Origin of the sequence: Exiguobacterium sp. JMULE1 (assembly GCF_013337175.1) — a bacterium.
Classification (GTDB): Bacteria; Bacillota; Bacilli; order Exiguobacteriales; family Exiguobacteriaceae; genus Exiguobacterium_A; species Exiguobacterium_A indicum.
In genome coordinates, this window is record NZ_SGWC01000002.1 from 2,714,209 (window position 1) to 2,739,675 (window position 25,467).

The 25,467-nt window shown below is 50.2% G+C and carries 27 protein-coding genes and 1 pseudogene; all 28 read right to left on the reverse strand.

Features of this window, described 5'->3' with window-relative positions:
- Positions 1–32: 32 nt before the first annotated feature.
- On the reverse strand, positions 33–1,229 hold the full coding sequence (locus tag EXW93_RS14225; protein WP_174316663.1) for a multidrug efflux MFS transporter: 1,197 nt from the start codon (positions 1,227–1,229) through the stop codon (positions 33–35).
- Between the two features lie 194 nt (positions 1,230–1,423).
- A complete protein-coding gene (gene mreB, locus EXW93_RS14230; protein ID WP_023469490.1) occupies positions 1,424–2,404 on the reverse strand; it encodes a rod shape-determining protein MreB in 981 nt (326 codons plus the stop codon).
- 217 nt (positions 2,405–2,621) lie between these two features.
- Complete coding sequence (gene murA, locus EXW93_RS14235) at positions 2,622–3,926, reverse strand: UDP-N-acetylglucosamine 1-carboxyvinyltransferase (protein ID WP_174316664.1); 1,305 nt, start codon at positions 3,924–3,926, stop codon at positions 2,622–2,624.
- A gap of 221 nt (positions 3,927–4,147) precedes the next feature.
- On the reverse strand, positions 4,148–4,381 hold the full coding sequence (locus EXW93_RS14240; RefSeq protein ID WP_023469492.1) for a DUF1146 family protein: 234 nt from the start codon (positions 4,379–4,381) through the stop codon (positions 4,148–4,150).
- Positions 4,382–4,699: 318 nt separating this feature from the next.
- Positions 4,700–5,113 carry a F0F1 ATP synthase subunit epsilon gene (locus tag EXW93_RS14245; RefSeq protein WP_029342737.1) on the reverse strand — a complete coding sequence of 138 codons (414 nt, stop codon included), beginning with the start codon at positions 5,111–5,113 and terminating at the stop codon, positions 4,700–4,702.
- A 26-nt stretch (positions 5,114–5,139) separates the two neighbouring features.
- Positions 5,140–6,558, reverse strand: coding sequence for a F0F1 ATP synthase subunit beta (atpD, locus tag EXW93_RS14250; RefSeq protein ID WP_023469494.1), 1,419 nt, complete (start codon positions 6,556–6,558; stop codon positions 5,140–5,142).
- A 36-nt stretch (positions 6,559–6,594) separates the two neighbouring features.
- Entirely contained in the window at positions 6,595–7,446 is an 852-nt protein-coding gene (gene atpG / locus EXW93_RS14255) for an ATP synthase F1 subunit gamma (RefSeq protein WP_058704130.1), read from the reverse strand.
- Positions 7,447–7,488: 42 nt separating this feature from the next.
- A complete protein-coding gene (gene atpA, locus EXW93_RS14260; protein WP_035395863.1) occupies positions 7,489–8,997 on the reverse strand; it encodes a F0F1 ATP synthase subunit alpha in 1,509 nt (502 codons plus the stop codon).
- 19 nt (positions 8,998–9,016) lie between these two features.
- Entirely contained in the window at positions 9,017–9,550 is a 534-nt protein-coding gene (locus EXW93_RS14265; protein WP_023469497.1) for a F0F1 ATP synthase subunit delta, read from the reverse strand.
- On the reverse strand, positions 9,550–10,083 hold the full coding sequence (gene atpF, locus EXW93_RS14270) for a F0F1 ATP synthase subunit B (protein WP_023469498.1): 534 nt from the start codon (positions 10,081–10,083) through the stop codon (positions 9,550–9,552). The genes EXW93_RS14265 and atpF overlap by 1 nt, the downstream gene beginning before the upstream one ends.
- A gap of 127 nt (positions 10,084–10,210) precedes the next feature.
- Positions 10,211–10,423, reverse strand: coding sequence for a F0F1 ATP synthase subunit C (atpE, locus tag EXW93_RS14275; protein ID WP_023469499.1), 213 nt, complete (start codon positions 10,421–10,423; stop codon positions 10,211–10,213).
- Between the two features lie 75 nt (positions 10,424–10,498).
- Positions 10,499–11,242 (reverse strand): F0F1 ATP synthase subunit A, encoded by a 744-nt coding sequence (gene atpB, locus EXW93_RS14280; RefSeq protein ID WP_023469500.1) that lies wholly within the window; start codon positions 11,240–11,242, stop codon positions 10,499–10,501.
- A gap of 8 nt (positions 11,243–11,250) precedes the next feature.
- Entirely contained in the window at positions 11,251–11,637 is a 387-nt protein-coding gene (locus tag EXW93_RS14285) for an ATP synthase subunit I (RefSeq protein WP_023469501.1), read from the reverse strand.
- Positions 11,634–11,852 carry an AtpZ/AtpI family protein gene (locus EXW93_RS14290; protein ID WP_023469502.1) on the reverse strand — a complete coding sequence of 73 codons (219 nt, stop codon included), beginning with the start codon at positions 11,850–11,852 and terminating at the stop codon, positions 11,634–11,636. The genes EXW93_RS14285 and EXW93_RS14290 overlap by 4 nt, the downstream gene beginning before the upstream one ends.
- A gap of 777 nt (positions 11,853–12,629) precedes the next feature.
- Positions 12,630–13,763 carry a non-hydrolyzing UDP-N-acetylglucosamine 2-epimerase gene (gene wecB, locus EXW93_RS14295; RefSeq protein WP_174316665.1) on the reverse strand — a complete coding sequence of 378 codons (1,134 nt, stop codon included), beginning with the start codon at positions 13,761–13,763 and terminating at the stop codon, positions 12,630–12,632.
- A gap of 124 nt (positions 13,764–13,887) precedes the next feature.
- Positions 13,888–14,509 (reverse strand): annotated as a pseudogene (upp, locus tag EXW93_RS14300) (uracil phosphoribosyltransferase).
- A gap of 72 nt (positions 14,510–14,581) precedes the next feature.
- Positions 14,582–15,562 (reverse strand): hypothetical protein, encoded by a 981-nt coding sequence (locus EXW93_RS14305; RefSeq protein ID WP_055969291.1) that lies wholly within the window; start codon positions 15,560–15,562, stop codon positions 14,582–14,584.
- A gap of 132 nt (positions 15,563–15,694) precedes the next feature.
- Positions 15,695–16,336 carry an ABC transporter ATP-binding protein gene (locus EXW93_RS14310; protein ID WP_023469506.1) on the reverse strand — a complete coding sequence of 214 codons (642 nt, stop codon included), beginning with the start codon at positions 16,334–16,336 and terminating at the stop codon, positions 15,695–15,697.
- Positions 16,333–17,361: an ABC transporter permease gene (locus EXW93_RS14315; RefSeq protein WP_055969298.1), complete on the reverse strand. Its 1,029-nt coding sequence runs from the start codon at positions 17,359–17,361 to the stop codon at positions 16,333–16,335. Before EXW93_RS14315 ends, EXW93_RS14310 begins: the two co-directional genes overlap by 4 nt.
- 75 nt (positions 17,362–17,436) lie before the next feature.
- Complete coding sequence (locus EXW93_RS14320) at positions 17,437–18,792, reverse strand: HAMP domain-containing sensor histidine kinase (protein ID WP_055969302.1); 1,356 nt, start codon at positions 18,790–18,792, stop codon at positions 17,437–17,439.
- Positions 18,789–19,457 (reverse strand): response regulator transcription factor, encoded by a 669-nt coding sequence (locus tag EXW93_RS14325; RefSeq protein WP_023469509.1) that lies wholly within the window; start codon positions 19,455–19,457, stop codon positions 18,789–18,791. Before EXW93_RS14325 ends, EXW93_RS14320 begins: the two co-directional genes overlap by 4 nt.
- Positions 19,458–19,531: 74 nt before the next feature.
- On the reverse strand, positions 19,532–20,791 hold the full coding sequence (gene glyA / locus EXW93_RS14330) for a serine hydroxymethyltransferase (protein ID WP_174316666.1): 1,260 nt from the start codon (positions 20,789–20,791) through the stop codon (positions 19,532–19,534).
- A 111-nt stretch (positions 20,792–20,902) separates the two neighbouring features.
- Complete coding sequence (locus EXW93_RS14335; RefSeq protein WP_023469511.1) at positions 20,903–21,442, reverse strand: TIGR01440 family protein; 540 nt, start codon at positions 21,440–21,442, stop codon at positions 20,903–20,905.
- Positions 21,442–21,882, reverse strand: coding sequence for a ribose 5-phosphate isomerase B (gene rpiB / locus EXW93_RS14340; RefSeq protein WP_029342752.1), 441 nt, complete (start codon positions 21,880–21,882; stop codon positions 21,442–21,444). Before rpiB ends, EXW93_RS14335 begins: the two co-directional genes overlap by 1 nt.
- 5 nt (positions 21,883–21,887) lie before the next feature.
- Positions 21,888–22,403 carry a low molecular weight protein arginine phosphatase gene (locus EXW93_RS14345; RefSeq protein ID WP_023469513.1) on the reverse strand — a complete coding sequence of 172 codons (516 nt, stop codon included), beginning with the start codon at positions 22,401–22,403 and terminating at the stop codon, positions 21,888–21,890.
- A 17-nt stretch (positions 22,404–22,420) separates the two neighbouring features.
- Positions 22,421–23,419, reverse strand: coding sequence for an L-threonylcarbamoyladenylate synthase (locus EXW93_RS14350; protein ID WP_023469514.1), 999 nt, complete (start codon positions 23,417–23,419; stop codon positions 22,421–22,423).
- The gene (gene prmC, locus EXW93_RS14355; RefSeq protein ID WP_023469515.1) at positions 23,416–24,264 is read right to left on the reverse strand and encodes a peptide chain release factor N(5)-glutamine methyltransferase; all 849 of its coding nucleotides are present in this window, start codon (positions 24,262–24,264) and stop codon (positions 23,416–23,418) included. The genes EXW93_RS14350 and prmC overlap by 4 nt, the downstream gene beginning before the upstream one ends.
- Entirely contained in the window at positions 24,264–25,322 is a 1,059-nt protein-coding gene (gene prfA, locus EXW93_RS14360; protein ID WP_023469516.1) for a peptide chain release factor 1, read from the reverse strand. The genes prmC and prfA overlap by 1 nt, the downstream gene beginning before the upstream one ends.
- Positions 25,323–25,467 lie beyond the last annotated feature (145 nt).

Sequence of the window (25,467 nt, forward strand, 5' to 3'; positions counted from 1 at the left end):
CGACTCCTTCGTTAGAGTCGACGTGTTTTACCTTATCCGTTATTTTTACTGAGCATTGCTGTTTGTGTCCGCTCTAACACGGCATTCGTGATGACGATCAGTCCAGTGAAGAGGAATAACGCTTCAAAGCCGAAGTGCCCGGCAATCTGTCCACCCGCGAGTGGTCCGAGGAAGTTCCCCATGAACTGCGCGGACTGGTTATATCCAAAAATCCGTCCTGACGCATTGGCTGGCGTATTCTTCCGAAGCAACGTTTGGACGGACGGCATTAGTGCTGCTGTCGCAAAACCAATTCCCATCCGTAAGACGATCAGTTGGCTCGTATCCGTGACGAACGCTTGCGGAATCAAGAACGCCGCAAAAATAAGTAGCGCAAAAAACAAGACACGCTCTGCTCCGATTTTATCCGATAGACGACCGAGTCGTTGCGCCGCGATCAATGCCGCGATCCCAGGTGCCGAAGCAACGATCCCGGATAGTAACGCGAGACGTTCTGTCCCCGGACTGAGTTCCCGGACGTAGAGCGACAGAATTGGACTAATCGATTGTGCCGCGAACTGAATCAGGAACGTCGTCAAAAAGAGACTTAAAATGAGTTCCGGATGACGCAGCGACTGGATAACTTCTTTCGCGGACGCCATTTTTTTGACTTCCATTGGGACGAATTCTTCTTTAACTAAGAAGTAGGTCACGAGGAAGGTAATGAAGAGCGGAACGCTCGTAAAGAGAAAAACGGGTCGAAGCCCAACAACGTCGGCGAGGAATCCTCCAATGAGAGGTCCTAGCAATCCACCGGCAATCCCACCGGTCGACAGGGTGCCGAGCGCCCAGCCACTTTTCTCTTTTGGGGTTTGGGAAGCAACGAGTGTAATACCGGCTGAAATGAATCCGGACACGGCTCCCATGACAAGACGTAAGAATACGAGTTGATAGACGTCTTGAACGAAACTAATCAAGAACATGACGATCGACATACCAAGACTTGCGCGAAGCAACATCAGCTTCCGTCCTTTTCGGTCAGCGAGACGTCCCCAGATTGGTGAGACGATCGCAGCGACGAGGAAGGTTGCACCAAAGGCGATGCCGGACCAGGTCGTAATGTCTTGTCGGCTGTCGACACCGAGTTCTTCAATGAATAAAGGCAAAAACGGTAATACGAGACTGAGGGCTGCAGCGGTCAAAAAACTACCGAACCAAACAACGACTAAATTTCTTTTCCACAATGGCATTGTGGCATCACTTCCTTTTATTTTACAATTCGTTTCAATACAACAACTTCTAATATACACTTCACAATGTGAAATGTCTAGCGTTTGAATCGTTCAAGTGTTTCTTCCAGTTGTCCTCTACTCTTCATTAATTCGCAAAATGAATGCTACAAAAAAAAGAAGCATTCTCCGTTGAGAACACTTCCATCTTTTCATCACTTGCCTAGATTATCGAGCATGATGCCTGTACCGCGTGCGACACATAGCATTGGATCTTCTGCGATCAGAACCGGTAGTCCGAGTTCTTTTGCAAGCAGTTGATCGATGCCGTCAAGGAGTGCGCCCCCACCCGTCAGGATGATACCGCGATCGATGATATCCGCTGCGAGCTCTGGTGGCGTCTTCTCGAGCACACGCTTCGTTGCTTCGACGATTTCCATCGCTGCTTCCGCGAGCGCTTCGTGCATCTCTTCTGATGTCACCGTGATGTTGTGCGGTAAGCCTGTCACGAGATTGCGTCCCCGAATATCCATCTGTTCGCTCCGTCCGTCTTCTGAAACAGTAGCAACTGTCGTCTTGACCGCTTGTGCCGTCCGTTCCCCGATGATGAGCTTATGTGTATCCTTGATTGAACGGATGATGTCGTGGTCGAAGCGATCTCCTGCGACTTTGATCGTCTCCCCGCATACGATATCACCCATCGATAGTACAGCGACGTCCGTCGTTCCCCCACCGATATCAATGACCATGTGCCCTGCTGGCATCCAAATGTCCATACCGGCACCGACTGCTGCGACCTTCGGCTCGACTTCGAGGAAGACCGTCTTTGCGCCTGATTTTTCACCGGCTTGACGAATCGCCTTCGCTTCAACCGTCGTGATGCTTGCTGGTGTACAGATCAACATCCGGACGCCACCGAACATCTTACGGACTTCAATCTTATCGATGAAATGGCGAAGCATTGCTTCCGTCATTTCGAAGTCCGCGATGACTCCGTCTTGTAAAGGACGAATCGCGACGATGTTCCCCGGTGTCCGCCCTACCATCAAGTGTGCTTCCGTTCCTACTGCATGAATCTTACCTGTTGCCTTATCGATCGCGACGACCGATGGCTCATCGAGGACGATGCCTCTCCCTTTGACATGAATGACGACGTTCGCCGTCCCTAAGTCGATTCCGATATCTTTTGAAAACATCTCGTGTGCTCTCCTTTACCCGATGGCTATTATTCCAAAATATAGAACGTCGTTTGGACGTCTAACCCATTTATGTATACATACTTTTCAATTCTAGCATACGCCTCATAACGAAACGACTTTCTTTTTCGCTTTTCACATTTCATTGTCATCTTTTTGAAAATACAGCAAAAAAGCATCATCTCAAAAACATGAGATGATGCTTGGATAATTGGAATTAAAGCTTTGTTGCTGCCGTTTCTTCGACGATTGCCGCTTCTTCTGTCACACGTTCGACGTCTGCACCGAGTGCTTGAAGTTTGAGGTGGAAGTCGACGTATCCACGATCGATGTGGTGAAGCGCACCGACACGCGTTTCGCCTTCAGCGATCAATCCTGCTGTGACGAGTGCAGCACCTGAGCGAAGATCCGTTGAAAGAACTTCCGCACCTTGTAACTGTACACCACCATTGATGATCGACGAGCGACCTTCAATCTTGATGTCCGCGTTCATGCGACGGAATTCTTCAACGTGCATGAAACGGTTCTCAAAAACTGTTTCCGTGATGACCGATGTGCCGCCTGCTTTGAGAACGAGGGCCATCATCTGTGCTTGAACGTCTGTCGGGAAACCAGGGTGTGGCATCGTCTTGACATCAACTGCTTCAAGTTTTGCTGGACCAACGACACGGAGTCCTTCTTCTGTATCCGTGATCTTAACGCCCATCTCTTCCATCTTCGAGATGAGTGGACGAAGGTGTTCGCGCTCAGCACCGATGACTTCGACGTCACCTTCTGTGATCGCTGCTGCGATCATGAACGTACCTGCTTCAATCCGGTCAGGAATGACATAGTGTGTTGCACCGTGTAATTTCTCGACGCCTTCGATGCGGATCGTTTCTGTACCTGCACCGCGGACTTTTGCGCCCATTGCGTTCAAGAAGTTCGCAAGGTCAACGATTTCTGGTTCTTTTGCGACGTTCTCGATGACTGTCGTTCCTTCTGCGAGTGTCGCAGCCATCATGATATTCTCTGTCGCACCGACTGATGGGAAGTCGAGGTAGATTTTTGCACCTTGGAGACGACCGTCGACATGCGCTTCAACAAATCCGTTTCCGATGATCGTCTTCGCGCCCATCGCTTCGAATCCTTTCAAGTGAAGATCGATCGGACGTGATCCGATTGCACAGCCACCTGGCATTGCAACGCGTGCGCGCCCGAGGCGTGCAAGTAATGGACCCATGACGAGAATCGAAGCTCGCATCTTACGCACGTACTCGAGTGGTGCCTCGTCTTTAAGATTCGGCTCTGCATTGACCGTCACCGTGTTGGCTTCCGCATCGAATTCGACTTCCGCGTTCAAGTTGCGCAACACGTTATTAATCGTATAGACGTCTGCTAAACGTGGTACGTTTTGAAGAACCGATTGTCCTTCTGATGCAAGCAATGTTGCAACGAGTGTTTTTAATACGGCATTTTTTGCACCTTCTACTTTGACTGTGCCAGCTAATTTACGTCCGCCTCGGACAACGATTTTTTCCATTCCCCATACTCCTCTGCTTCGTTTCTGTTCTATTTATGATGGCGTGATAAGTGCGTATGCGGTTCAAAATGAACCGATAGAAGAGAAACTCCCAATAGTTAAAACTACTACGCGACTGTTTCGATGATTGATAAATTGACTGTGTTCTTTCATTAAAGAACAGTGTCCTTTTCCATGGTAATCCAGTTTCACGATACAAGGTTTACAATGAAGTTACAAGTTCAGCTGAATAAGAATTTCAGACGTTGCGCAAAACCAGCATATTCAAGTAAAAAGCGCGCCAGACTGGAACCAAGAGCAACAGCAAGCAGGACACGTAGTAAAACCGCCTGTGGACCTCTAGGATGTTGCAGGAATTTATCCCATTTGATTGGTAACATCACCCACCAAGCAAACAAGATGGCGATCACGTACATGAGCATGCTGATCAGAGCACTAATACCAATTGACGTCACTATCCTCGCACCTCTTCTTCATAATTTCTTCAACTTTACCATGATTTCATAAAATGAATGATTGCGCAAACAAAATGACACAAGCTGCATTTATTTTATCGCATAAAATATATTTATTGAAGAGCAAATGAGGAAAATCATGAGCTTTCTGTTGAAGAAATCGTGAAAACAAGGCATATAGTGTTCTTTTACATATTTTTCGCTTCCTAAACCTGATTCCAAGCGCCTCGCTCAGAAAACGCTTCTTCGCACTCATTCATTGATGCGTCGTACAAAAAAAGACCCGATTCCATGAAGGAATCGAGTCTTTGATCGACATCAATCGCGACCGTAATCTTTCAAGCTGAGACGGTTAACTGCTCGTTTCAGTGAAAGTTCAGCACGCTTGAATTCGAGTTCTGATAATTTCGTGTCCTGGAGACGACGTTCTGCACGAACCTTCGCAGCTGCAGCACGGTCGTAGTCGACCTTGTCTGCTTGCTCCGCAGTTTCCGCAAGAACCGTTACAGTATCCTGGCGCACTTCCATAAAGCCACCGCTGATAGCGATCAACGTGCGTCCGCCATCTTCGTGGCGCAACTTCAAGATGCTGATGTCGAGTGGTGTCACGAGTGGGACGTGGTGCGGGAGAACCCCGATCTCACCAGAAATCGTCTTCGCAACGACCATACGGACATCGCCATCATACACTTCGCCATCCGGGGTGACGATATTGACATGAAGTGTGTTCATCTCAAGTCCCCCTTATGCTTTGTCACTTAGACAAGCGCCTTCGCTTTTTCAATCGCATCTTCGATCGGACCGACGAGACGGAATGCTTCTTCCGTTAAGTCATCGTGTTTACCTTCGAGGATTTCTTTGAAGCCGCGGATCGTGTCCTTAACTGGGACGTACGATCCTTTTTGTCCTGTGAACTGCTCAGCTACGTGGAAGTTCTGCGACAAGAAGAACTGGATACGACGCGCACGGTGTACAGTCAATTTGTCGTCTTCTGACAACTCGTCCATACCGAGGATCGCGATGATATCTTGAAGTTCTTTATAACGCTGAAGTGTTTCCTGAACTTGACGTGCAACACCGTAGTGCTCTTCGCCGACGATTTCCGGTGAAAGGGCGCGTGATGTTGAAGCAAGTGGATCCACGGCAGGATAGATCCCCATCTCAGAGAGACGGCGCTCAAGGTTCGTCGTTGCATCTAAGTGAGCAAACGTCGTCGCAGGAGCCGGGTCAGTATAGTCATCGGCTGGTACATAAACCGCTTGGATCGATGTAACCGAACCTTTGTTTGTTGATGTGATTCGCTCTTGGAGCATACCCATCTCTGTTGCGAGTGTTGGCTGGTAACCAACGGCAGATGGCATACGACCGAGAAGGGCCGATACCTCAGAACCCGCTTGTGTGTAACGGAAGATGTTATCAACGAAGAGAAGAACGTCTTGTCCTTGCTCATCACGGAAGTATTCTGCCATTGTCAAACCAGTCAAGGCAACACGAAGACGTGCACCCGGTGGTTCGTTCATCTGACCGAAGACCATCGCTGTTTGTTTGATAACGCCTGAATCCGTCATCTCGTGGAACAAGTCATTTCCTTCACGCGTCCGCTCACCAACACCTGCGAATACCGAGATACCGCTGTGCTCTTGCGCGATGTTGTTGATCAATTCCTGGATGAGGACGGTCTTACCTACACCGGCACCACCGAAGAGACCGATCTTACCACCCTTGATGTAAGGAGCGAGCAAGTCGACGACTTTAATTCCAGTCTCGAGGATTTCAACTTTCGTTGAAAGGTTATCGAAAGTCGGTGCTTTTTTGTGGATCGGAAGACGTTCCACGTCAGCAGCGATTTCTTTTTCATCAATTGGGTTACCGAGTACGTTGAAGACGCGACCAAGTGTCGCTTCTCCGACGGGTACCGAGATTGGAGCATTCGTATCGAGTACTTCCATTCCACGGCGTACTCCATCCGTAGAGTCCATCGCAATGGTACGGACGACGTCGTCACCAAGGTGCAGGGCGACCTCAAGCGTCAAGTCGATAGCCACTTCTTCTACAGTTTGCGGCGTATATTGAATACGAAGCGCGTTGTAGATGTTCGGTAAGTGTCCTTCGAACTTAACGTCGATGACAGGTCCCATGACCGCGACGACGCGGCCTTTTAAACCGAGTTCGTTCATCGTGTTTCCTCCTACCTATCGTTACGCCAGTCGGGATTACTGCTGCGCAGCAGCCCCACTGACGATCTCTGTGATTTCTTGCGTGATCGCAGCTTGTCGAGCTCGGTTGTAGACGAGAGTCAATCGACCGATCAAGTCATCTGCGTTATCTGTCGCACTTTGCATTGCTGTCATACGTGACGCATGTTCTGCTACTTTCGCGTCAAGAAGCGCACCGAAGATCAAGCTCTCCGCATAACGCGGGAGGAGTTCCGCAAGGATTTGTTCCTCGCTTGGCTCGTACTCATAAGTCGTCGAAGACGAAGCTTCGATTTCGCCGAGTGGGAGAAGGGTTTCGACTTTCACTTCTTGGCTGATGACAGATAAGAAGTGGTTGTAGCACAGCTTGAGCTCGTCGATTTCGCCGATCGTGAACGCACTCACTGTGCGCTTCACGATCTCAGCGACGTCGACATACGAAGGAGAATCGTTCAAGCCTGTGATCGCATCCGTGACCGTAATTCCGCGTGAACGGAAGAACTGGACACCGACTTTACCGACCACGAAGAGAACGTAACTGTCCGTAGTATGCTTTTCTTTGATTTCCCGGTAGACTTCACGCAGCACGTTGGCGTTATATGCACCAGCTAAGCCGCGATCCGATGTGATGACGATGTAGCCCGTCTTTTTGACGGGACGTTTCTCGAGCATCGGATGGCTCGCACCTGTCGTGCCATTCGCAATGGTTCCGAGTACCTCTTGCATTTTCAGCATGTAAGGTTGGAACTTCGCGCTATGTGCTTGAGCGCGGTTCAGTTTCGACGCCGAAACCATGTTCATCGCTTTCGTGATCTGTTTCGTACTTTTCGTCGAGTTGATCCGCGTTTGTATCTCGCGCAACGATGCCATTTCGATTCACCACCTTGTTAGTATCAAGAGCGTTCCGCCGGATTAAACCGTCGCTTGGAACGTTTTCTTAAATTCTGAGATTGCTGCTACGAGCTCTTCGTCTGCTGGAAGGTTACCTGTCTTACGGATCTCATCGCAAAGTTGTTTGCGGTTTTGATCGAGCCAGAGGTTGAGTTCCTTTTCAAAACGACGAATATCCGTTACAGCAACATCATCAAGGTGACCACGAGTCAAGGCATAGATGATGATGACTTGCTTATCGACAGTAAGTGGTTGGTTCAAGTCTTGTTTCAAGACTTCAACTGTCCGCTCACCACGGTTAAGCTTCGATTGAGTCGCTTTATCAAGGTCAGATCCGAACTGAGCGAATGCTTCAAGCTCACGGTAAGATGCGAGGTCAAGACGGAGCGTACCCGCTACCTTCTTCATCGCTTTTACTTGAGCCGAACCACCTACACGCGATACCGAGAGACCCGGGTTGATCGCGGGACGGACACCTGAGAAGAAGAGATCCGATTGAAGGAAGATTTGACCATCCGTGATCGAGATAACGTTCGTCGGGATATAAGCTGAGATATCCGACGCTTGTGTTTCGATGAACGGAAGGGCAGTCAAGCTACCTGCGCCAAGCTCGTCGTTCAACTTCGCCGCACGCTCAAGAAGGCGTGAGTGGAGGTAGAAGACATCCCCTGGGTAAGCTTCGCGGCCTGGTGGGCGTTTCAAGAGAAGTGAAAGCTCACGGTAAGCAGCTGCTTGTTTTGAAAGATCATCATAGATGACAAGAACGTGTTTGCCTTGGTCCATGAAGTGTTCACCCATCGCGACACCTGCGAATGGTGCGAGGTAAAGAAGTGGAGCTGGCTGTGAAGCCGCTGCCGAAACGACGATCGTGTAATCGAGGGCACCGTTTTTACGGAGCGTCTCGACGACGCCACGGACTGTTGATTCTTTTTGTCCGATTGCGACGTAGATACAGATCATGTTTTCTTCTTTTTGGTTGATGATCGTATCGATCGCGATCGACGTTTTACCCGTCTGACGGTCACCGATGATCAACTCACGCTGTCCACGACCGATTGGAACGAGGGCATCGATCGCCTTGATTCCTGTCTGAAGTGGTTCGTGTACCGATTTACGCGCCATGACGCCAGACGCCTTACGCTCGATCGGGTTGTAGTGTTCTGTTTCGATTGGACCAAGACCATCGATTGGCATACCGAGTGGGTTGACGACACGTCCGAGGAGTGCGTCTCCTGTTGGTACTTCCATGATGCGGCCCGTACGGCGAACAGAGTCGCCTTCTTTGATTTCAAGGTAGTCACCGAGGATGATGATACCGACGTTGCCTTCTTCTAAGTTTTGCGCCAAGCCCATTGTGCCGTTAGCGAATTCTACGAGCTCTCCCGACATGACGTTGTCGAGTCCGTGTGCACGAGCGATACCATCACCGATTTGGATGACCGTACCTGTCTCGTTCACTTCCATCGTAGAACCGTACTGCGCGATACGCGCTTTAAGCAGGGCGCTGATTTCTTCAGCTCTAATGCTCATGCGTTTCACCCCTATTTTCTTACGCTTTTAACAGCTCACGCTCAAGGCGCGTTAGTTTAGTTTCGATCGTACCGTCATATGTCGTGTAACCGATTTGAACGCGAAGTCCTCCGATGACACTCGTGTCGACGACGTTCTCGACTTCAAGCGTTTTACCTGATTTTTGGCCAAACGTCTCTTTCACTTTCGTGAGTTCCTCGTCTGACAATTTGTATGCACTCGTGACGATTGCCGTCGCGACATTGCGGTGTTCATTCAACAATGCAATGAAGTGTTCCGGTAATGTAACGATCTCTGCCGCCCGGTCGTTTTCGACCATGACGAGCAATGTGTTCAAGACGATCGAGTTGAAGCCCGTGAAGCTTGTTTGAAGAACTTGCTTGAGCTCTTCAGCAGAAATCGATGGGTTATCTAAAACCGAAGCGAGCTCTGGTGTTGCGTGGAGCACTTCGCCGAGCGTCCGCACATCAGCTTCTGCTTGCTCGAGCACATGGTGCTCAAGCGCAAGATCGAAGAGCGCTTTTGCGTAGCGTCCCGCTACGTGATCACGCATTAGTTCGTGCCCTTAGTATCAGCAAGGAATTGATCGACGAGTGCTTTTTGAGCGGCTTCGTCTGTCGCAAGCTGTGTTTTCATGACGTGGCGTGCTGCAGCGATTGCTTGAAGAGCGACATCGTTCTTCAAAGCAGCTTGTGCTTCAGCGCGTTCACGTTCGATCGCACGGCGAGCTTCTTCCTTACTCATTTCGGATTCAAGACGTGCCTGCTCCATCGCACGTGCTTGCTCTGCTTCTGCCTGACGGCGTGATGCTTCTAAAAGATCGCGTGCTTCCGTACGCGCCTTGTTTAATTCTTCGCGTTGTTGTTCTACGTAGACTTCAGCGTCTTTACGGCTCTTTTCAGCCGAGTTGATCTCGCTAGCCACATGCTCTTCCCGCGCTTTCATCATGTTGACGAGCGGGCCCCATGCGAATTTCTTCAAGAGGATGAGGAGCAAGAGGAAAACGACGATCGTGACGATCATGTTGGCTAATAAGAGTTGGTTGCCTTCGCCGCCAGCCTCTGCCGCAAGATACGTTAGATTCATTCGATTACACTCCCCTCGTGGTTGGTTCAACTTCAATATCTACATAAGGGAGCCTAAGCTCCCGTGACGGTTCACTCAAACGTTGAACGAATAGCGCCCTATGTAGTCCGTTCTCGTTAATCGTGGATTAAGAGTTGAGAAGAAGGAAACCGACCGCTACACCGATGATTGGAAGTGCCTCAACAAGACCGATACCGATGAACATTGTTTGACGAAGTTCGTTTTTGAGTTCTGGCTGACGTGCTTGACCTAATACTGTACCGTTTACGATAAGACCGTTACCGATACCTGCGCCGAGTGCGCCGAGTCCGATGATGATCGCTGTTGCAATAAGATTCATGATAAATTGCCTCCCTAGAGTATGTTCATTGATTTGTCGTGCTGTTATCGGAAAAGCGGATGCTTTACCTTCGAATTAATGGTCGTGCGCTGCCTTATGTCCGATGTAAACCATCGTCAGGATAAGGAAGATGTACGCTTGGATACCACCGATGAAGAGTGAGAATCCTTGCCAGATCAACATCGGGATACCCGAGATGATCGCGCCGACTGGTCCGAGGAATTGGAAATCGTTCGTACCAGAGACGATACCGATCGAAAGAATGATTCCGATCATGATTTCACCAGCGAAGATGTTTCCGTAAAGACGAAGACCGAGCGTCAACGTGTTTGCAAACTCCTCGATGATGGTAATGATAAACATCGGCGTCATGAATGTTTTCGCATAAGCGCCGAAGCCTCGCATCTTCACACCGTAGTAATGACTTAAGACTACTACGAGAGATGAAAGTGCCAGTGTCACGTAAGGATCTGCAGTTGGTGAGTTGAACCAAATGTAGTGTCCCGTCACGACGTTGAATGGGAGACCCATGATGTTGGACACAAGGATGAACAGGAATAATGTCATTCCGAACGTAAGGAAGCGACCCCCTGTTTTCCAGTCCATCGTGCTGCTGATGATTCCGCGAACGAATTCAAGGAACATCTCCATCACGTTTTGAGCACCGGTTGGCTTCATCACAAGACGTCGCGTACCGGCCACGGCAATCAAGAAGACGAGAGCAGCAGCAATCAATACTGTGATCAAGTTCGTCCAGCTACCGTACAGAACGAAGTCACCCCAGAGTGGGATTTCGTAAAGTGGCATTTCGTGGTTCATTTGACTATTCACCTCTTTTCCCGCTTGAGTTCGTGAGTCAAGAACTCACAAAATTGTATGACGTGGCCGGCGAGAAGGCCTATTACCACCGCAGTTAATGACAATTCAGTTTGATATTTCAAACCGATCATCACACAAAGTACCGCGACCGCCATGCGTGAAACGGTCCCTCGAGACACTGGCTTGCGCCCCGTCTCAATTACACGATACATACGATCGACGCTTAATCGTTGAAGCGTCAAGATCAGAAAGCTGCCAGTTCCACCAAGTGCTAGTCCATAAATGACCGGGTCACTCGGGCGTCCGATGAGCAGCAGGACAGCCAGGATTCCGTAAAAGAGTCCAAACCATCGTAAGTACGCACGATACAACGCATCTTGAAGGATGATGTTCATGTCTTCTCCCCTAACAAGTGCCTGATCATGGCGATCATGCAAAGAATGCCGATGAAAATCCCGATGAACACGGCGAATGTCGCACCCATTTTTTCCCACCATTGTTGTTGTTCCCCATAGTTCCCAACCAAAAAGCCAATGACGATCGGTGCAGCCAGTGCCGTCGAAATTTGCGAGGCCATGACCATACTCTTCGCGAGCCCACTTTGGCGCACTAGAGACGACCCCCTTTTTTCCCAATTGCGAGTTCTTTTTCTTTCCCACAATTTGCGGATTTTCATACTAGTCAAGAATACAATGAAGCAGCTTTCATAGTCAAATGAATTCACAATAAAAACAGAGCCAAAAAACCTATACATATCAACGAATGATAAGGTTTTCACAGATGTCATACGTGCAACTCATTTCACGAAGATGTGAAGAAAATATGTAGTACTATCAACGGTTATAGAGATTGTTCATATGGTGAACAAAACCGTTGAATAGTAACGTTATATCGTGCTACCTCAACCGAAACAAGACCTCTAAAATTGATTTGTGTCGATTTTGTGAAAAAACATTTTCTGTTCACAATTGTAAACGCTTCCGAATCGGGACGCAAAAACAGCTCTGACATCTGTTTGTAACAATAGATTTCAACGATTTCCAATTTTTCAATCGTGAGGTGTGTCACAGCCTGAATCGTCATGGTTTATCTTCCAGTTTCAAGGTCATCTGGTTTTACATTTTCTAAACAAATGGGCTGATTTTAGTGGAAATGGTAAGAATTAAAGATGTTATTCCTATAAACTAAAACCTCTTGTCGCCATAGATGTACTAAAACAAAAAGAATCGCTTATTTCACGCGACTCCTACAGGAAAAAGCACAAGTCTTTGTGCTGTCAGAGACAGGTGAGACCTGACTCCTCGTCTAAGGACGATGGAGACGCGGCTTGCGTCTCGCCTGAGGAAAGCAAGTGAATGTAAGCGATTCGGAGAGTACTAGTCGTTTCTCATTGCGTGAGTAGCGGTGCCGGCGCTTCCCCTTGACCGAAGTGATGCAGGATCGCTTGGACGATCCGTTCTGACGCATGACCATCACCGTATGGGTTTGAGGCATGTGTCATTTCTTTATAAAGTGCGTCATTCGTCAACAGTTCGGTTGCCATCTGATAAATCGTCTCTTCTTCTGTTCCGGCAAGCTTTAACGTCCCAGCAGTAATTCCTTCCGGACGCTCGGTCGTATCGCGTAAGACAAGTACCGGAACACCGAGTGACGGCGCTTCTTCCTGTACACCACCGGAGTCCGTCAAGATTAAGTGAGCACGACTCGCGAAGTTGTGGAAGTCGAACACGTCGAGCGGAGCAATTAACGAAATCCGATCATGTCCCTCAAAGACCGTCTTCGCCGCTTCCTGAACAACTGGGTTAAGGTGAACTGGATAAACGACGTGTGTATCCGGGAATGCATCGACGAGACGACGAATCGCGCGGAACATCTGGTGCATCTTCTCGCCTTGGTTCTCACGACGGTGCGCTGTCATCAAGATCAACTTCCGATCCCTGACCGTCTCAAGCATCGGATGGACGTAATCGGCTTGGACCGTCGTTTGCAGGGCATCGATTGCTGTGTTCCCTGTAATATAGACGCCAGCATGACGATTCTCGGACGCAAGGTTCGCTGCCGCTTGTGCGGTCGGAGCAAAATGTAAGTCTGCGAGCGTCGACGTCAACTGACGATTGACCTCTTCCGGGAACGGTGAGTATTTATTATACGTGCGCAGCCCTGCCTCGACGTGACCGACCACGATTTGGTTGTAATAGGCAGCAAGGCTCCCAACGAACGTCGTCGTCGTGTCGCCATGGACGAGGACAAGGTCCGGCTTGATCTCTTTCATGATCGCATCGAGTCCTTCAAGACCACGCGTCGTAATGTCAACGAGAGTTTGACGTTGCTTCATGATGTTCAAATCGTGATCCGGTTCGATTTCGAACAGGGTAAGTACTTGATCGAGCATCTCGCGGTGCTGGGCTGTAATTGTGACATGAACATCAAAAGCAGGGTGTTGCTTCAGGGCGTTGACGAGCGGTGCCATTTTAATAGCTTCCGGTCGAGTCCCGAAAATCGGCATGACTGTAATCGGCATGGTGACTTCCTCCTTTTTTCCTTTTTTCATTAAAACATATTTCAGCAGTCTTGCGCAGTTTACGAAATAGCAACGAAAAGACCGCAGATCATCGTCTGCGGTCTTTTTGTGTATCTTACTATTTTTACTTCGTTCCGAAGAGACGGTCTCCTGCGTCACCGAGTCCTGGGACGATGTAGCCGTGGTCGTTCAACTTCTCGTCGAGTGCCGCGAGATAGATATCGACGTCCGGGTGTTCTTCTTGAACGCGTTTGACGCCTTCAGGTGCTGCACAGAGACATGCGAGCTTAATGCTCTTCGCCCCTTGTTTCTTTAAGGAGGAGATGGCGTCTGCCGCCGAACCACCTGTCGCAAGCATCGGGTCAACGACGACGAAATCACGTTCTGCGACGTCTGTTGGGAGCGTATTCCGTTGGCTCGAGTGTCTCCGGATCACGGTACAAACCGATGTGACCGACCTTGACGTTTGGCATCATGCGGAGCATGCCGTCGACCATCCCGAGACCGGCGCGGAGAATCGGGACGATCCCGAGTTTCTTGCCTTCGATCATCTTCTGCGTCGTCTTCGTGACCGGTGTCTCGATCGCGACATCTGTGAGTGGAAGGTCACGTGTGATTTCATATGCCATCAATGAAGCCACCTCGTCGACAAGTTCCCGGAATTGTTTCGTTCCTGTTTCGACCTTACGCATGATCGTCATCTTGTGCTGAATCAATGGGTGATCAAATACATGTACTTTACTCATTGTTTGCATCTCCTCTCCATTCTCTTTTCGCATTGTACTCTAAAAGCGCACTGCTTGGGAACTGTTTTTTCGTCAGTCCCCAAGCGTGCTCTTGCCGGAAAGAATCGCTTTCGCCGCGTAAGACCATTCATTGTCCGGCTGTTGTGCGAGTTCTTGCAAGGTCGCGCGATAATCACCTTTTTTATATTTTTGTTCATAGACCGCTTGCATCCAGAGGACATCACTCATGTAACCCGACTTCGGAAAATCCTCACGGTACGCGATATAGTCCGCCTGTGTCGTCTTCTTTAACTTACCAGCGGCAATCAACTTATAAAAACGCGCCATCCCTGCCGTCTCTTTATTTTTCAAGACGTCTGCACTCAACAGGTCATTTGCTTTTTGATAATCCTTTGCTTGGACAGCCGCAACCGCTTCCTTTAATGCGGCTTCCGGTTTCAGACCACTCGTTTTCGTCGTTTTCTTTTCCTTAACCGGCGACTCTTCTTGTTTTACTTCCGCTTCCGTCTTTCGCTTCTGATCGGTATTCAATTTCTCGTTTTCTTTTTTTAACTGCTCGACTTCCGTTTGTAAGGCAGCCAATTGTTGCGCAATTTTTTGATCGGTCTCTTCTTTCGGTGCAGCATTTTCTGAAGTAGGAGACCACGCTTGAATACCTACGAATAAGAGGCCGGCCGCTACCACTCCGGTTGCCGCCATCCACCATTGATTCTGATTCACCGCTTGGCGCCACTGTTTTAATTTGTCATGTTTCTGAATCGCTTCCGGCAGCGCCTTGAATCGCTTCTTCGCAAGACGTCGTCCGCCTGCCTTTGAGGCGATCGCAAGACGATATGTATAATATTCAACCGGCATCGGTAAATGTTTCCATTGCAGAAGCCGTGCATCCGCTTGTTCATAAAAGCCTGCTTGTTGCATGATGATGATCGTCTTGAAATCTTCGTACAGTCGTTTGTATTCTGATTTCGTCGTACTCTTCTTCTCCAACCATTTCAACATCTGGCTTCCTGTCGTCGACGCGAGCTCGGCTTGGGTCAACTTCATAATATTCATAACGCGTAAACTCCTTCATTTCCTTTTTTAAAAAGTATAGCAAATTTTTGGAATGACATCGCCTCCTCTTACAAGATTGAATATAAAAAAAGAATCGCTTTCCATTCTCTCGAAAGCGATCCATTCGTTGTCTTATGCTGTATGAATTTTTCCATCCTCGATCCGCCAGATGCGATCACAGACGTCAAGCATCCGTTCATCATGAGTGATGACGATAATCGTCTTGTTTGACTCATGCGCTTGCCGTTGTAATAGCTCCATCACTCGACGCCCATTCGCATAATCGAGACTTGCGGTCGGCTCGTCCGCTAAGACAAGTTGCGGATCATTGACGAAGGCGCGGGCAATCGCGATACGTTGACGCTCACCGCCCGATAACGCATGCGGCAAATGATCTTTGCGATGTTCGAGTCCGAACATGGCTAGTGCTGCGACCGTATCCACTGTTCGTCCAGCTTCTTTTGCGACGAGTTCCAGTTGCTCCTGGGCTGTCAAAAAGGGTACGAGATGCGACTCCTGAAAGATGAACCCGACTTCCTCAAGACGTAAGCGACGACGTTCTTCGCCCGATGCTTCACTGACGCACGTATCATCAAAATAGACGGCACCTTTTGTTGGTGTCTGCAGTAAACCGAGCAACTGAAGGAGTGTACTTTTCCCACTCCCGCTCGGTCCAACAAGGGCAATCAGTTCCCCTGCTTCTGCCTGTAAGTTGATATCGTGCAAGACGGTCATCTCACCATAACTCTGTTCAATCCGTTCTAACTGAATCATCCGTTCATTCCTCCCATCGCGTCTGCCGCCTCAAGTTTTTTCACCATTCGTAACGGAACGAGCGCTCCGAGGATCGCTGTTACGAGTAAAATGCCGCCGTACATCAGACTCGTCGACCATTCAAATCGGAAGGGAAGATCCGCTGGTAAGAAGCGGCTCGTCAGATAGGTGATAACGACACTGACACCAAAGGCGAGGCTCGTCAGGAGGATGACTTGTACGAGTAGACTCGCACCCATCGTCCGTGTTCGGATGCCGATTGCTTTTAGGACGCCAAGTTGTTTCATCTTCTGCATCGTCAAGATATAGAAGAAAGCTGTCAGAATCAATGCCCCGATGACGACGAGTGCAACCCGCATCATCTGGAAGGAGTTTTGCTCCGCTGCATAGCCTGGCACATTCTCAACGACTGCTTGTTTTGAGAAGACCGCTTGATCCGTTTGTAATGACTGACCGATGTACGCTGAGACGTATGATGCCCCCATCTTCGATTGCCATGCTTGCCACGATTCATCCGTCATCCAGAGGACAGGTGCGTGACTATAACGTCCGTCCGTGACCGTGCCGGCAATCCGGAACGTCTCTTTCGTCCGAAAATCGGTGATCGTATCGCCGACACGGGTTCCGCGTTGTTCCGCGTATGCAGCATCGACGAGCACCTCACCTTTTTGCAATGATTGCAACTGTTTTGGACCATAATTCGTAGTCTCTGGTAACGCAAAGACTGTCACATCATCCTTCGTTCCATTCTTCTTCTCAAGCACCATGTTCTGGACACCGAGCGCTTCCGCGCCCTTCGGTGTCTCATCCGCCCGTAAGAATGAACGGGTCAGCTGCCCTTCCGCATCTTTACTCAGTGCAAACTGCTCGACCGGCAGATTACGGACGGCAGCCCCATTGTCGTAGGCCAGCCCGTCCGCAAGACCGGTGATCATTAAAATCAATAAAACGATCAACATCGTCACGATCGTCATCCAACTGAATCGTCCTTTCATCCGGACGAGTTCTTTCCATCCTAGTTTCATTGCATGATCCCTCCTGTATGTTCGCTACAGGATTGATGATACGACTGCAATATGAACGGAACATGAACGCACGCGTCAAGTACGTAAAAAAATCAATGTCACAGTCAGACCGGATGAATCGGACGACAAGCTCGCATCCCCACCAAGTTGGCGCATCGTCTCTTTGACGATCGCAAGCCCAAGACCCGTCCCGCGCGACGTGCGGGATACATCACCTTGATAAAAGCGTTCAAAGGCATGTTCCATCTGTTGTTCGGTCATGCCTGGTCCTTCGTCCTTGATTCGGACGATGACCTGATTCACTTGTTCTTCCGCTTGAATGTGAATCGTCGCTCCTTCGGCTGAGACCGAAACAGCGTTTCGAATGACGTTTTGGAAAACATGTTCGAGCGCACTAGCATCTGCTTGAATCTGTAGCGCTGGCGATACATCGAGTGCGACGGCGATGCCTTGCTCATCGAGCTGAAAGGCAAGTGTTGCGAGTGTCGTCTCTAAACTCGCGCGTAGATCGAGTGCTTGCCGCTTGAAGCGCCGTCCTTCATCGAGCTTCGCTAAGATCAATAATTGACGCGTCAGCTCCGACATTCGTGCTGCCTCTTGTTGAATGATTGCCCGTCTCCTGACGTCTTCTCCCGTCACGTCGAGTTGTCCCGCGTACCCCGAGATCGTCGTCAGCGGTGACTGAAATTCATGCGAAACGTTTGCGACGAACCGGCGTCGTTCTGTATCAGACGCTTCGACTGCCGTTGCCATCTCGTCAAATCGCCGGGACAGCTCTCCAATCTCATCGCGTGCCTTCGTTCCGACGCGGATTCCGTAGTCACCGTACGCCATCTGTTCCGTCGCTTTGGTCAGGCGCCGGATCGGACGCACGAGATACCGGATGGAGAAGACAAGCAAGAGGAAGCTGATCACGACCAGCAGTCCGAGAAACAGACCGACGAACAGGTGCAACTCACGAATTTGCCGACTCAAGTCCGGCCGGACGAAGATCGCATCCGTTCCTTGCGCCGTCTTGACTGACGTCCCGTACGTATTGATGACTTCATTGTCGAATAGACCGAGCAAGAAGAGGTGGAACGGATACTCACGCATCCCGTAGTACGGTTGACCATTTTTCACTTGCTCGACGATTTGACTTGAGAGCGTTTCATCACGAAATGGATTTCCGTAACGCTCCGTTCCGTCTTCGGTCTGCACATATAGTTGAAAGCCAGTCGCTTGTAACATCCGGTAAAACGATTCCGTCTTTCCGTCACCGTGCGTCTCGTAATAATCAATCGCTGTCTCGACCGCTTCCTCAACTTTTTGGCTATAGCTGTCCTGCCAAAACGAATAGTAGGCAATGTTACTGATTAAAAGCGCTAACAGTGCGGACACGAGTAGAACGACACAGACGAGTCCGACGATTTTCGTATAGAGGGATCTCATGATTCGACCTCCAACCGGTACCCGAGTCCACGAACCGTCTCAATCTTCACCTGATTCGTCTCCTTTAAGCGTCCACGGAGTCGTTTGATGTGGACGTCAATCGTCCGGTCATCTCCCATGAAATCAAGTCCCCAGACGTGTTCAATCAATTCCTCGCGACTGAATACCCGTCCCGGAAAACTAGCCAGCTGATGTAATAATTCGAATTCGCGCCGCGGAAGTGTCCACTCGGTCGACTGGATCGTCACGAGCTGACTGCGTTTATCGATCGTGACATCTCCGAGATGTAGGACGGGTTGCGCCGCTTTTTGATAGCGCCGAGCCACGGCGTGAAGCCGAAACACTAATTCTTCCGGATCAAACGGTTTCGTGATGTAATCATCGGCACCGGCTGCAAAGCCGTCCCGCTTATCCGTCAGCTCACCGAGTGCTGTCAGCATCAAGATCGGGATGTCCCCGTTTTGCCGTAATCGCTCACACAGGACGAGACCGGTCTGCCCGGGAAGCAAGACATCGAGCACCGCTGCTTCGAACGTCATCGTGTCAATCCAAGCGAGCGCTTCATTTCCGTTTGCTGTCGCTCGAACGGAATGTCCGTCGGCTTGTAACGTCGATACGACAAGTGCTTGGATATGTGGATCATCTTCAACGACTAGAATATACATCGTACGCCTCCTTTTTTAGACAAACAAAAATCCCCTTCCCCTTCTCATAACGAAAAGGACGAAGGGGATGACGATCATCCGCGCTCTGGGTAGAGTGGGAAACGACCTGTCAAAGCAACGACACGCTCACGTGCTTGTGCGAGAACGTCTGCTTCTTCTGGGTGGTTCAAGACGAGTTCGATCAACTCGGCGATTTCTTTCATCTCCGCTTCCTTAAAGCCACGTGATGTCATCGCAGCCGTTCCGATTCGGATACCGCTCGTGACGAACGGGCTCGCTGGGTCGAACGGAATCGTGTTCTTGTTGACCGTGATACCGGCTTCGTCAAGGGCATGCTCAGCGAGTTTCCCCGTGATCCCGAGCGGTTGCAAGTCGACGAGGAGCAAGTGATTGTCCGTTCCGCCTGAGACGATCCGGAGTCCACGCTTCGTCAATTCCTCACCGAGGACTTTTGCGTTCGTGACGACTTGACCGATGTAGTCCTTGAACTCTGGTGCAAGAGCTTCACCGAACGCGACAGCTTTCGCGGCGATGACATGCATGAGTGGACCACCTTGGATGCCTGGGAAAATGGCTTTATCGATTGCTTTCGCATGCTCTTCTTTACAGAGGATCATCCCACCACGTGGACCACGCAACGTCTTATGCGTCGTCGTCGTGACGAAGTGTGCATGCTCGACTGGGTTCGGGTGCTGACCTGCTGCGACGAGTCCTGCGATGTGTGCCATGTCGACCATCAAGTAAGCGCCGACGCTATCTGCGATTTCACGGAAACGTTTGAAGTCGATGACGCGCGGATACGCCGATGCGCCCGCGACGATTAATTTTGGTTTGTGCTCTTCTGCTAATTGTGCGACGACGTCGTAATCAATCATCTCTGTCTCTTGATCGACACCGTATTCCACGAAGTTGTACTGGACACCGGAGAAATTGACGGGGCTACCGTGCGTCAGATGGCCACCGTGCGAGAGGTTCATCCCGAGGACCGTATCGCCTTGCTCGAGAATCGTGAAGTAGACCGCCATGTTCGCTTGTGCGCCCGAGTGTGGTTGCACGTTCGCGTGCTCCGCACCGAAGATTTCCTTCGCGCGGTCGCGTGCTAGATTCTCAGCGAGATCAACATACTCACAGCCACCATAATAACGGCGACCTGGGTAACCTTCTGCGTACTTGTTCGTCAAGACGCTGCCTTGTGCTTCCATGACAGCTTGCGAGACGAAGTTCTCGGATGCGATCAATTCGATGTTATCCCGTTGACGACCTAGTTCCTGGCGCATTGCCGAAAAGAGTGTCTCATCTTGTTGTTTCAGATACGTAAGCGGTGTTTGTTCCATCTGAATTCCCCCATTTCATTTCGATAGACCTATCTTAACACGAATGTTTCGTTCCCGGCATCCCTAAAAACAACATCAAAAAAGCAAGGGGTGCGCAACCCCTTGCATCAATCATTCGTATTTAGCACGTGCTCCACCGATTAATTTCGGTCGTGTCACGGCTGCCGTCACGTGTGCCTCACCGATTTCCTTGTGCGGCAAGCGCACAGGAATCGCAACAGCCTTCAAGTGCATCCCGATGAACGTGTCCCCGATATCAATCCCGGCGTCTGCCTGAATCGCTTCGACGACGACCGGTGCCGAGAAGCGCTGATAGGCAGCACTTGCCATCGATCCACCGGCTTCCGGAACAGGAACGACCGTCACTGGATCAAGTCCGAGTCGCTCTGCCGTTTGCCGCTCAAGCGTCAGCGCCCGGTTGATATGCTCACAGCCTTGGAAGGCAAGATCAACTTGGTGCGACCGACGAAAGGCATCGAACACGTCGAACAACGCGTCCGCGACTTCTGGTGAACCGGCCTTGCCGATTTGTTTGCCGATGACTTCGCTCGTCGAACAGCCGATCACGAGCAATTTTCCTTTTAAGGAAAATCGTTCATCCAGAGCGTTCAGTGCTTCTTCTAAATCGTGCTGGATGCGTGTCAAGTCCATTACTTCACCTCATAATCTGAGATTTTGCAAACGCGGTTCTCATGACGTCCGCCTTCGAATTCCGTTTCAAGCCAAAGCTGTGCGATCTCACGAGCCAGTCCAGGACCGATGACGCGTTCGCCCATCGTTAAGATGTTCGAATCGTTGTGCTGACGCGTCGCTTTCGCGCTGAACGTATCATGGACGAGTGCTGCTCGGATGCCCTTGACTTTGTTCGCTGCGATTCCGATCCCGATTCCGGTTCCACAAATCAAGATACCACGATCAAACTCTCCATTCGCGACTGCCTCAGCAACTGGAATCGCGACATCCGGATAATCGATCGAGTCGGCTGAATGCGTACCGAAGTCCGTATAGTCGATGCCGAGTTCTTGTAAGAGATCGTTGATTTCTGCCTTTAACTTAAAACCGCCATGATCCGCGCCGATTGCTACTTTCATCTTTACTATTCCCCCGTTTGTTTAGGTTGTTTTTTCGGAAGTTTCCGTGTATCCGGAGCTTTTCTTCCGTTTCCGTTCTGCGTCAATTTTAACACAAGACGGTTGACGAGGGGTTCGAGTTCATTGCGTACTTGCCGGTAGACGTTCATTGATCCGCCGTACGGATCGTTGATATCCCGTTCAAGCCCTGTCACATATTCATATAAGGTGAACGTCCGTTCTTTCAGTTCCGGATAGCGTTCACCGACTTCCTGCTTGTGCTGACGCGTCATCGTCAAGATGATGTCGGACCAACGTCCGAGTACATCATCAAAGACTTGCGTATAGTGCTCGAGTTCGATCCCGCGCTCGCGCAACACTTGTAAGGCGTTCTCGGACGCATCAAATCCTTGCATCGAACGTAGTCCTGCTGAACGGACGTCGAATTCCTGATCAGCGACCTTCGAGCGTAGTAATGCCATCGCCATCGGGCTACGGCATGTATTTCCTGTACAGATGAATAAAACGCGACGTGTGCTCATCTCCGTATCCTCCTTCTTCAAGGGCGAATGACCCGACCACCTGCTGCTTTATGGAGGCGGTTGCGGACCGCAAGCCCCACCCCTTCTTCTGATAGGTCTCGTACAAAAATCTGATCCACCGTCGTCTGATCAAATCGCCGTAAACAATCGTAAAGACGTTGTGCCGCCGTCTCCATCGAATTACCAAGGGAGCAGCGAACATCTGCGTCGACATCCTCCCCGTCAAACAGGAGAACGCCCGTCTTGTGTCCGGTTTGTCGCGCATCATCGATGAGTTGCTGTAAGAATGAAAGATCCCCTTCGACGACGGACAGTGTTGCTTCCGGCGCATAGTGGGTATATTTCATCCCGGGTGCCTTCGGTGTAACATCTTTCATCGATAAGGCAGGATCGAGTGTGACAGGACCGATGACCGACTCGATTTGTTCGCGTGTCACGCCACCCGGTCGTAAAATCGCCGGTGGCGTCATCGTACAATCGATGACAGTCGATTCGACCCCGATGCCCGTTTCCCCTCCATCGACGATCGCAGCGATGCGTCCCGAGAGGTCATATGCGACGTGCGCAGATGACGTCGGTGAAGGTTTTCCGGAACGGTTGGCACTCGGTGCTGCGAGGCCCAGCCCTGTCGCTTCAATTAATTGAAGCGCGAGCGGATGGTCTGGCATCCGTAATCCGATCGTATCTAGTCCTGCTGTGACGAGTGTGGATGCGGTGCCGTTCGATTCGAGGATGATCGTCAAGGCTCCTGGCCAGAACGCCTCCATCAAACGTGCCGCGACATCTGGAATGTGCGTGACGAACTGATGTGCCTGTTCTACGGATGCGACATGGACAATCAGTGGATTGTCGGAAGGTCGACCCTTCGCGGCGAAGATTCGCCGAACAGCCGCTTCGTTCGTTGCGTCTCCTGCGAGACCATAAACGGTCTCGGTCGGCATCGCCACGACCTCTCCTTCCTGCAATAACCGAACTGCTTCATCCATCGTCTGTAAGTCAATCATTTCCGTCTTCACGCTGTACAATCCTTTCGTTCCGCATACACGATACGGTCTTTACCGTTTATATCTTTTAAAATACCCGTTTCCGCATTTGGATAACGTTCTTTTAACATCATTTGCACTTCTGGTCCTTGATTGTGTCCAATTTCAAACGCAATCAGTCGGAAATCGTCGCGTAGGACCCGTCCACTCTCCTCGACGAGACGTCGGTAAAAGACGAGACCGTCTTTTCCGCCAAACAGGGCGAGATGCGGTTCATGATCGAACACGACTTCACTGAGTAATTCTTCTTCCTCGATATAAGGAGGGTTCGAAACGAGAACCCGGACGGAATCATCTGCGAGCGGTGCGAGTAAATCTCCTTCAAGGAACGTCACGTCTCCACCAAGCGCTGCTTGATTTTGCTTCGCGACCGCGATTGCAGCTGGTGAAATATCGACGGTCGTGACCGGTTGCTCGAGTTCGAGGGCGAGCGTGATTCCAATCGCCCCGCTACCGGTACCGATGTCGACGATCTGTCCCGCGGTGAACGTCTCGCGTTTGAGACGCTCCGTCACGAAGACGATCAACTCTTCCGTTTCCGGTCGTGGAATCAAGACATCCGGTGTGACACGGAAATCCCGTCCGTAAAACGGCTGATAGCCGATTAAATGCTGAACGGGCACACCGTGAACATGAGCAAGCAAGTATTCACTGAATCGTAAATCCTGCTCCGGTGTCAATTCATCGGACAAGCGGACAAGGAGTCCGGTCCGGTCGACTTCTAAGACGTGCATGAGTAACCATTCGGCACTTGAACCCTCGCGTCCTGCTTGTTCCATCATCGTTTTTGCCTCATTTAGACGTTTTGCGATCCGCATCAGTTTGCCGCCTCCGATGCTCGCGCCTGATGTTCCATGACGAGCGTATCGATGACTTCATCCATCTCGCCTTGCAAGATTCGATCAAGCTTCTGAATCGTCAATCCGATGCGATGGTCCGTCACCCGGTTTTGGGCGAAATTATACGTCCGAATCCGCTCTGAACGGTCACCCGTACCAACAGCCGACTTTCGTTTTTCATCATACTCCGCTTGCTGTTCGCGTTGAATTTTATCGTAGACACGCGCCCGTAAAACTTTCATCGCTTTTTCCTTGTTCTTGATTTGCGATTTCTCATCCTGACAGCTCGCGACGATCCCCGTCGGCACGTGCGTGACACGGACGGCGGACTGCGTCGTATTGACGGACTGTCCACCCGGTCCACTCGACGTGAACGTATCGACCCGGACATCCTTATCATGGATTTCGACCTCGACGTCTTCTGCTTCCGGTAACACGGCAACCGTTGCGGTCGATGTATGAATCCGTCCACCCGATTCCGTTGATGGAACGCGTTGGACGCGGTGTGCCCCGTTCTCATACTTCAGCTTCGAGTAGGCGCCTGTTCCTTTGACGATAAAGATGATTTCTTTATAACCACCGAGCTCCGTATAGCTCGCGTCGATGATCTCAATCTTCCAGTTCTGTTTCTCAGCAAACTTCGAGTACATCTTAAACAGGTCACCCGCAAATAAGGCTGCCTCATCTCCCCCTGCCGCACCACGAATCTCGACGATGACGTTCTTATCGTCATTCGGATCCTTCGGTAAGAGTAAAGCTTTCAGCTTCGCTTCGAGCTCTTTGATCTCCGGCTCAAGCATCGCGACTTCTTCCTTCGCAAGGTCGCGCATCTCCGGATCTGTCAACATCTGACGTGCCTCTTGATAGGCTTCCATCTTCTCGCGATAGACGCGATATGTCTCAACGGTTGGGGCAAGCTGCGACTGCTCCTTTGAGACCTCGCGTAATTGATTCGTATCATTGATGATGGCTGGATCAGCCAACATATCATTCAGTTTTTCATAACGGTCCTCTAAGGCACTCAATCGATCCAACATCTCGGTCATCCTTCCTGGCGGTTCTTCTGTCGTCAGTATAGCAAATATTGCGATCGTTGGCGTAACCGTCTTCTCGAAAAGAAACATTGACAGACCGATTCGAAATTCCTATAATTGGTGTATTAATTGAATTAGTACACTTAAG

Coding starts and splice junctions, on each gene's coding strand:
- EXW93_RS14225 (WP_174316663.1), bottom strand. CDS start 1,229: ATGCCATTGTGGAAAAGAAATTTAGTCGTTGTTTGGTTCGGTAGTTTT.
- mreB (WP_023469490.1), bottom strand. CDS start 2,404: ATGTTTTCAAAAGATATCGGAATCGACTTAGGGACGGCGAACGTCGTC.
- murA (WP_174316664.1), bottom strand. CDS start 3,926: ATGGAAAAAATCGTTGTCCGAGGCGGACGTAAATTAGCTGGCACAGTC.
- EXW93_RS14245 (WP_029342737.1), bottom strand. CDS start 5,113: ATGAACACACTTCATGTCAATATCGTCACCCCGGATGGCGAAGTGTAT.
- atpD (WP_023469494.1), bottom strand. CDS start 6,558: ATGAACGAACTCGGTTTAAAAGGCCGCGTCGTCGCGGTCATGGGACCT.
- atpG (WP_058704130.1), bottom strand. CDS start 7,446: ATGGCATCGTTGCGCGAGATACAAACGCGGATCAACTCGACGAAAAGT.
- atpA (WP_035395863.1), bottom strand. CDS start 8,997: ATGAGCATTAGAGCTGAAGAAATCAGCGCCCTGCTTAAAGCGCGTATC.
- EXW93_RS14265 (WP_023469497.1), bottom strand. CDS start 9,550: ATGCGTGATCACGTAGCGGGACGCTACGCAAAAGCGCTCTTCGATCTT.
- atpF (WP_023469498.1), bottom strand. CDS start 10,083: ATGAATCTAACGTATCTTGCGGCAGAGGCTGGCGGCGAAGGCAACCAA.
- atpE (WP_023469499.1), bottom strand. CDS start 10,423: ATGAATCTTATTGCAACAGCGATCATCATCGGACTCGGCGCACTCGGC.
- atpB (WP_023469500.1), bottom strand. CDS start 11,242: ATGAACCACGAAATGCCACTTTACGAAATCCCACTCTGGGGTGACTTC.
- EXW93_RS14285 (WP_023469501.1), bottom strand. CDS start 11,637: ATGAACATCATCCTTCAAGATGCGTTGTATCGTGCGTACTTACGATGG.
- wecB (WP_174316665.1), bottom strand. CDS start 13,763: ATGCCGATTACAGTCATGCCGATTTTCGGGACTCGACCGGAAGCTATT.
- EXW93_RS14305 (WP_055969291.1), bottom strand. CDS start 15,562: ATGAATATTATGAAGTTGACCCAAGCCGAGCTCGCGTCGACGACAGGA.
- EXW93_RS14310 (WP_023469506.1), bottom strand. CDS start 16,336: ATGATTCAGTTAGAACGGATTGAACAGAGTTATGGTGAGATGACCGTC.
- EXW93_RS14315 (WP_055969298.1), bottom strand. CDS start 17,361: ATGAAACTAGGATGGAAAGAACTCGTCCGGATGAAAGGACGATTCAGT.
- EXW93_RS14320 (WP_055969302.1), bottom strand. CDS start 18,792: ATGAGATCCCTCTATACGAAAATCGTCGGACTCGTCTGTGTCGTTCTA.
- EXW93_RS14325 (WP_023469509.1), bottom strand. CDS start 19,457: ATGTATATTCTAGTCGTTGAAGATGATCCACATATCCAAGCACTTGTC.
- glyA (WP_174316666.1), bottom strand. CDS start 20,791: ATGGAACAAACACCGCTTACGTATCTGAAACAACAAGATGAGACACTC.
- EXW93_RS14335 (WP_023469511.1), bottom strand. CDS start 21,442: ATGGACTTGACACGCATCCAGCACGATTTAGAAGAAGCACTGAACGCT.
- rpiB (WP_029342752.1), bottom strand. CDS start 21,882: ATGAAAGTAGCAATCGGCGCGGATCATGGCGGTTTTAAGTTAAAGGCA.
- EXW93_RS14345 (WP_023469513.1), bottom strand. CDS start 22,403: ATGAGCACACGTCGCGTTTTATTCATCTGTACAGGAAATACATGCCGT.
- prmC (WP_023469515.1), bottom strand. CDS start 24,264: ATGCGGATCGCAAAACGTCTAAATGAGGCAAAAACGATGATGGAACAA.
- prfA (WP_023469516.1), bottom strand. CDS start 25,322: ATGTTGGATCGATTGAGTGCCTTAGAGGACCGTTATGAAAAACTGAAT.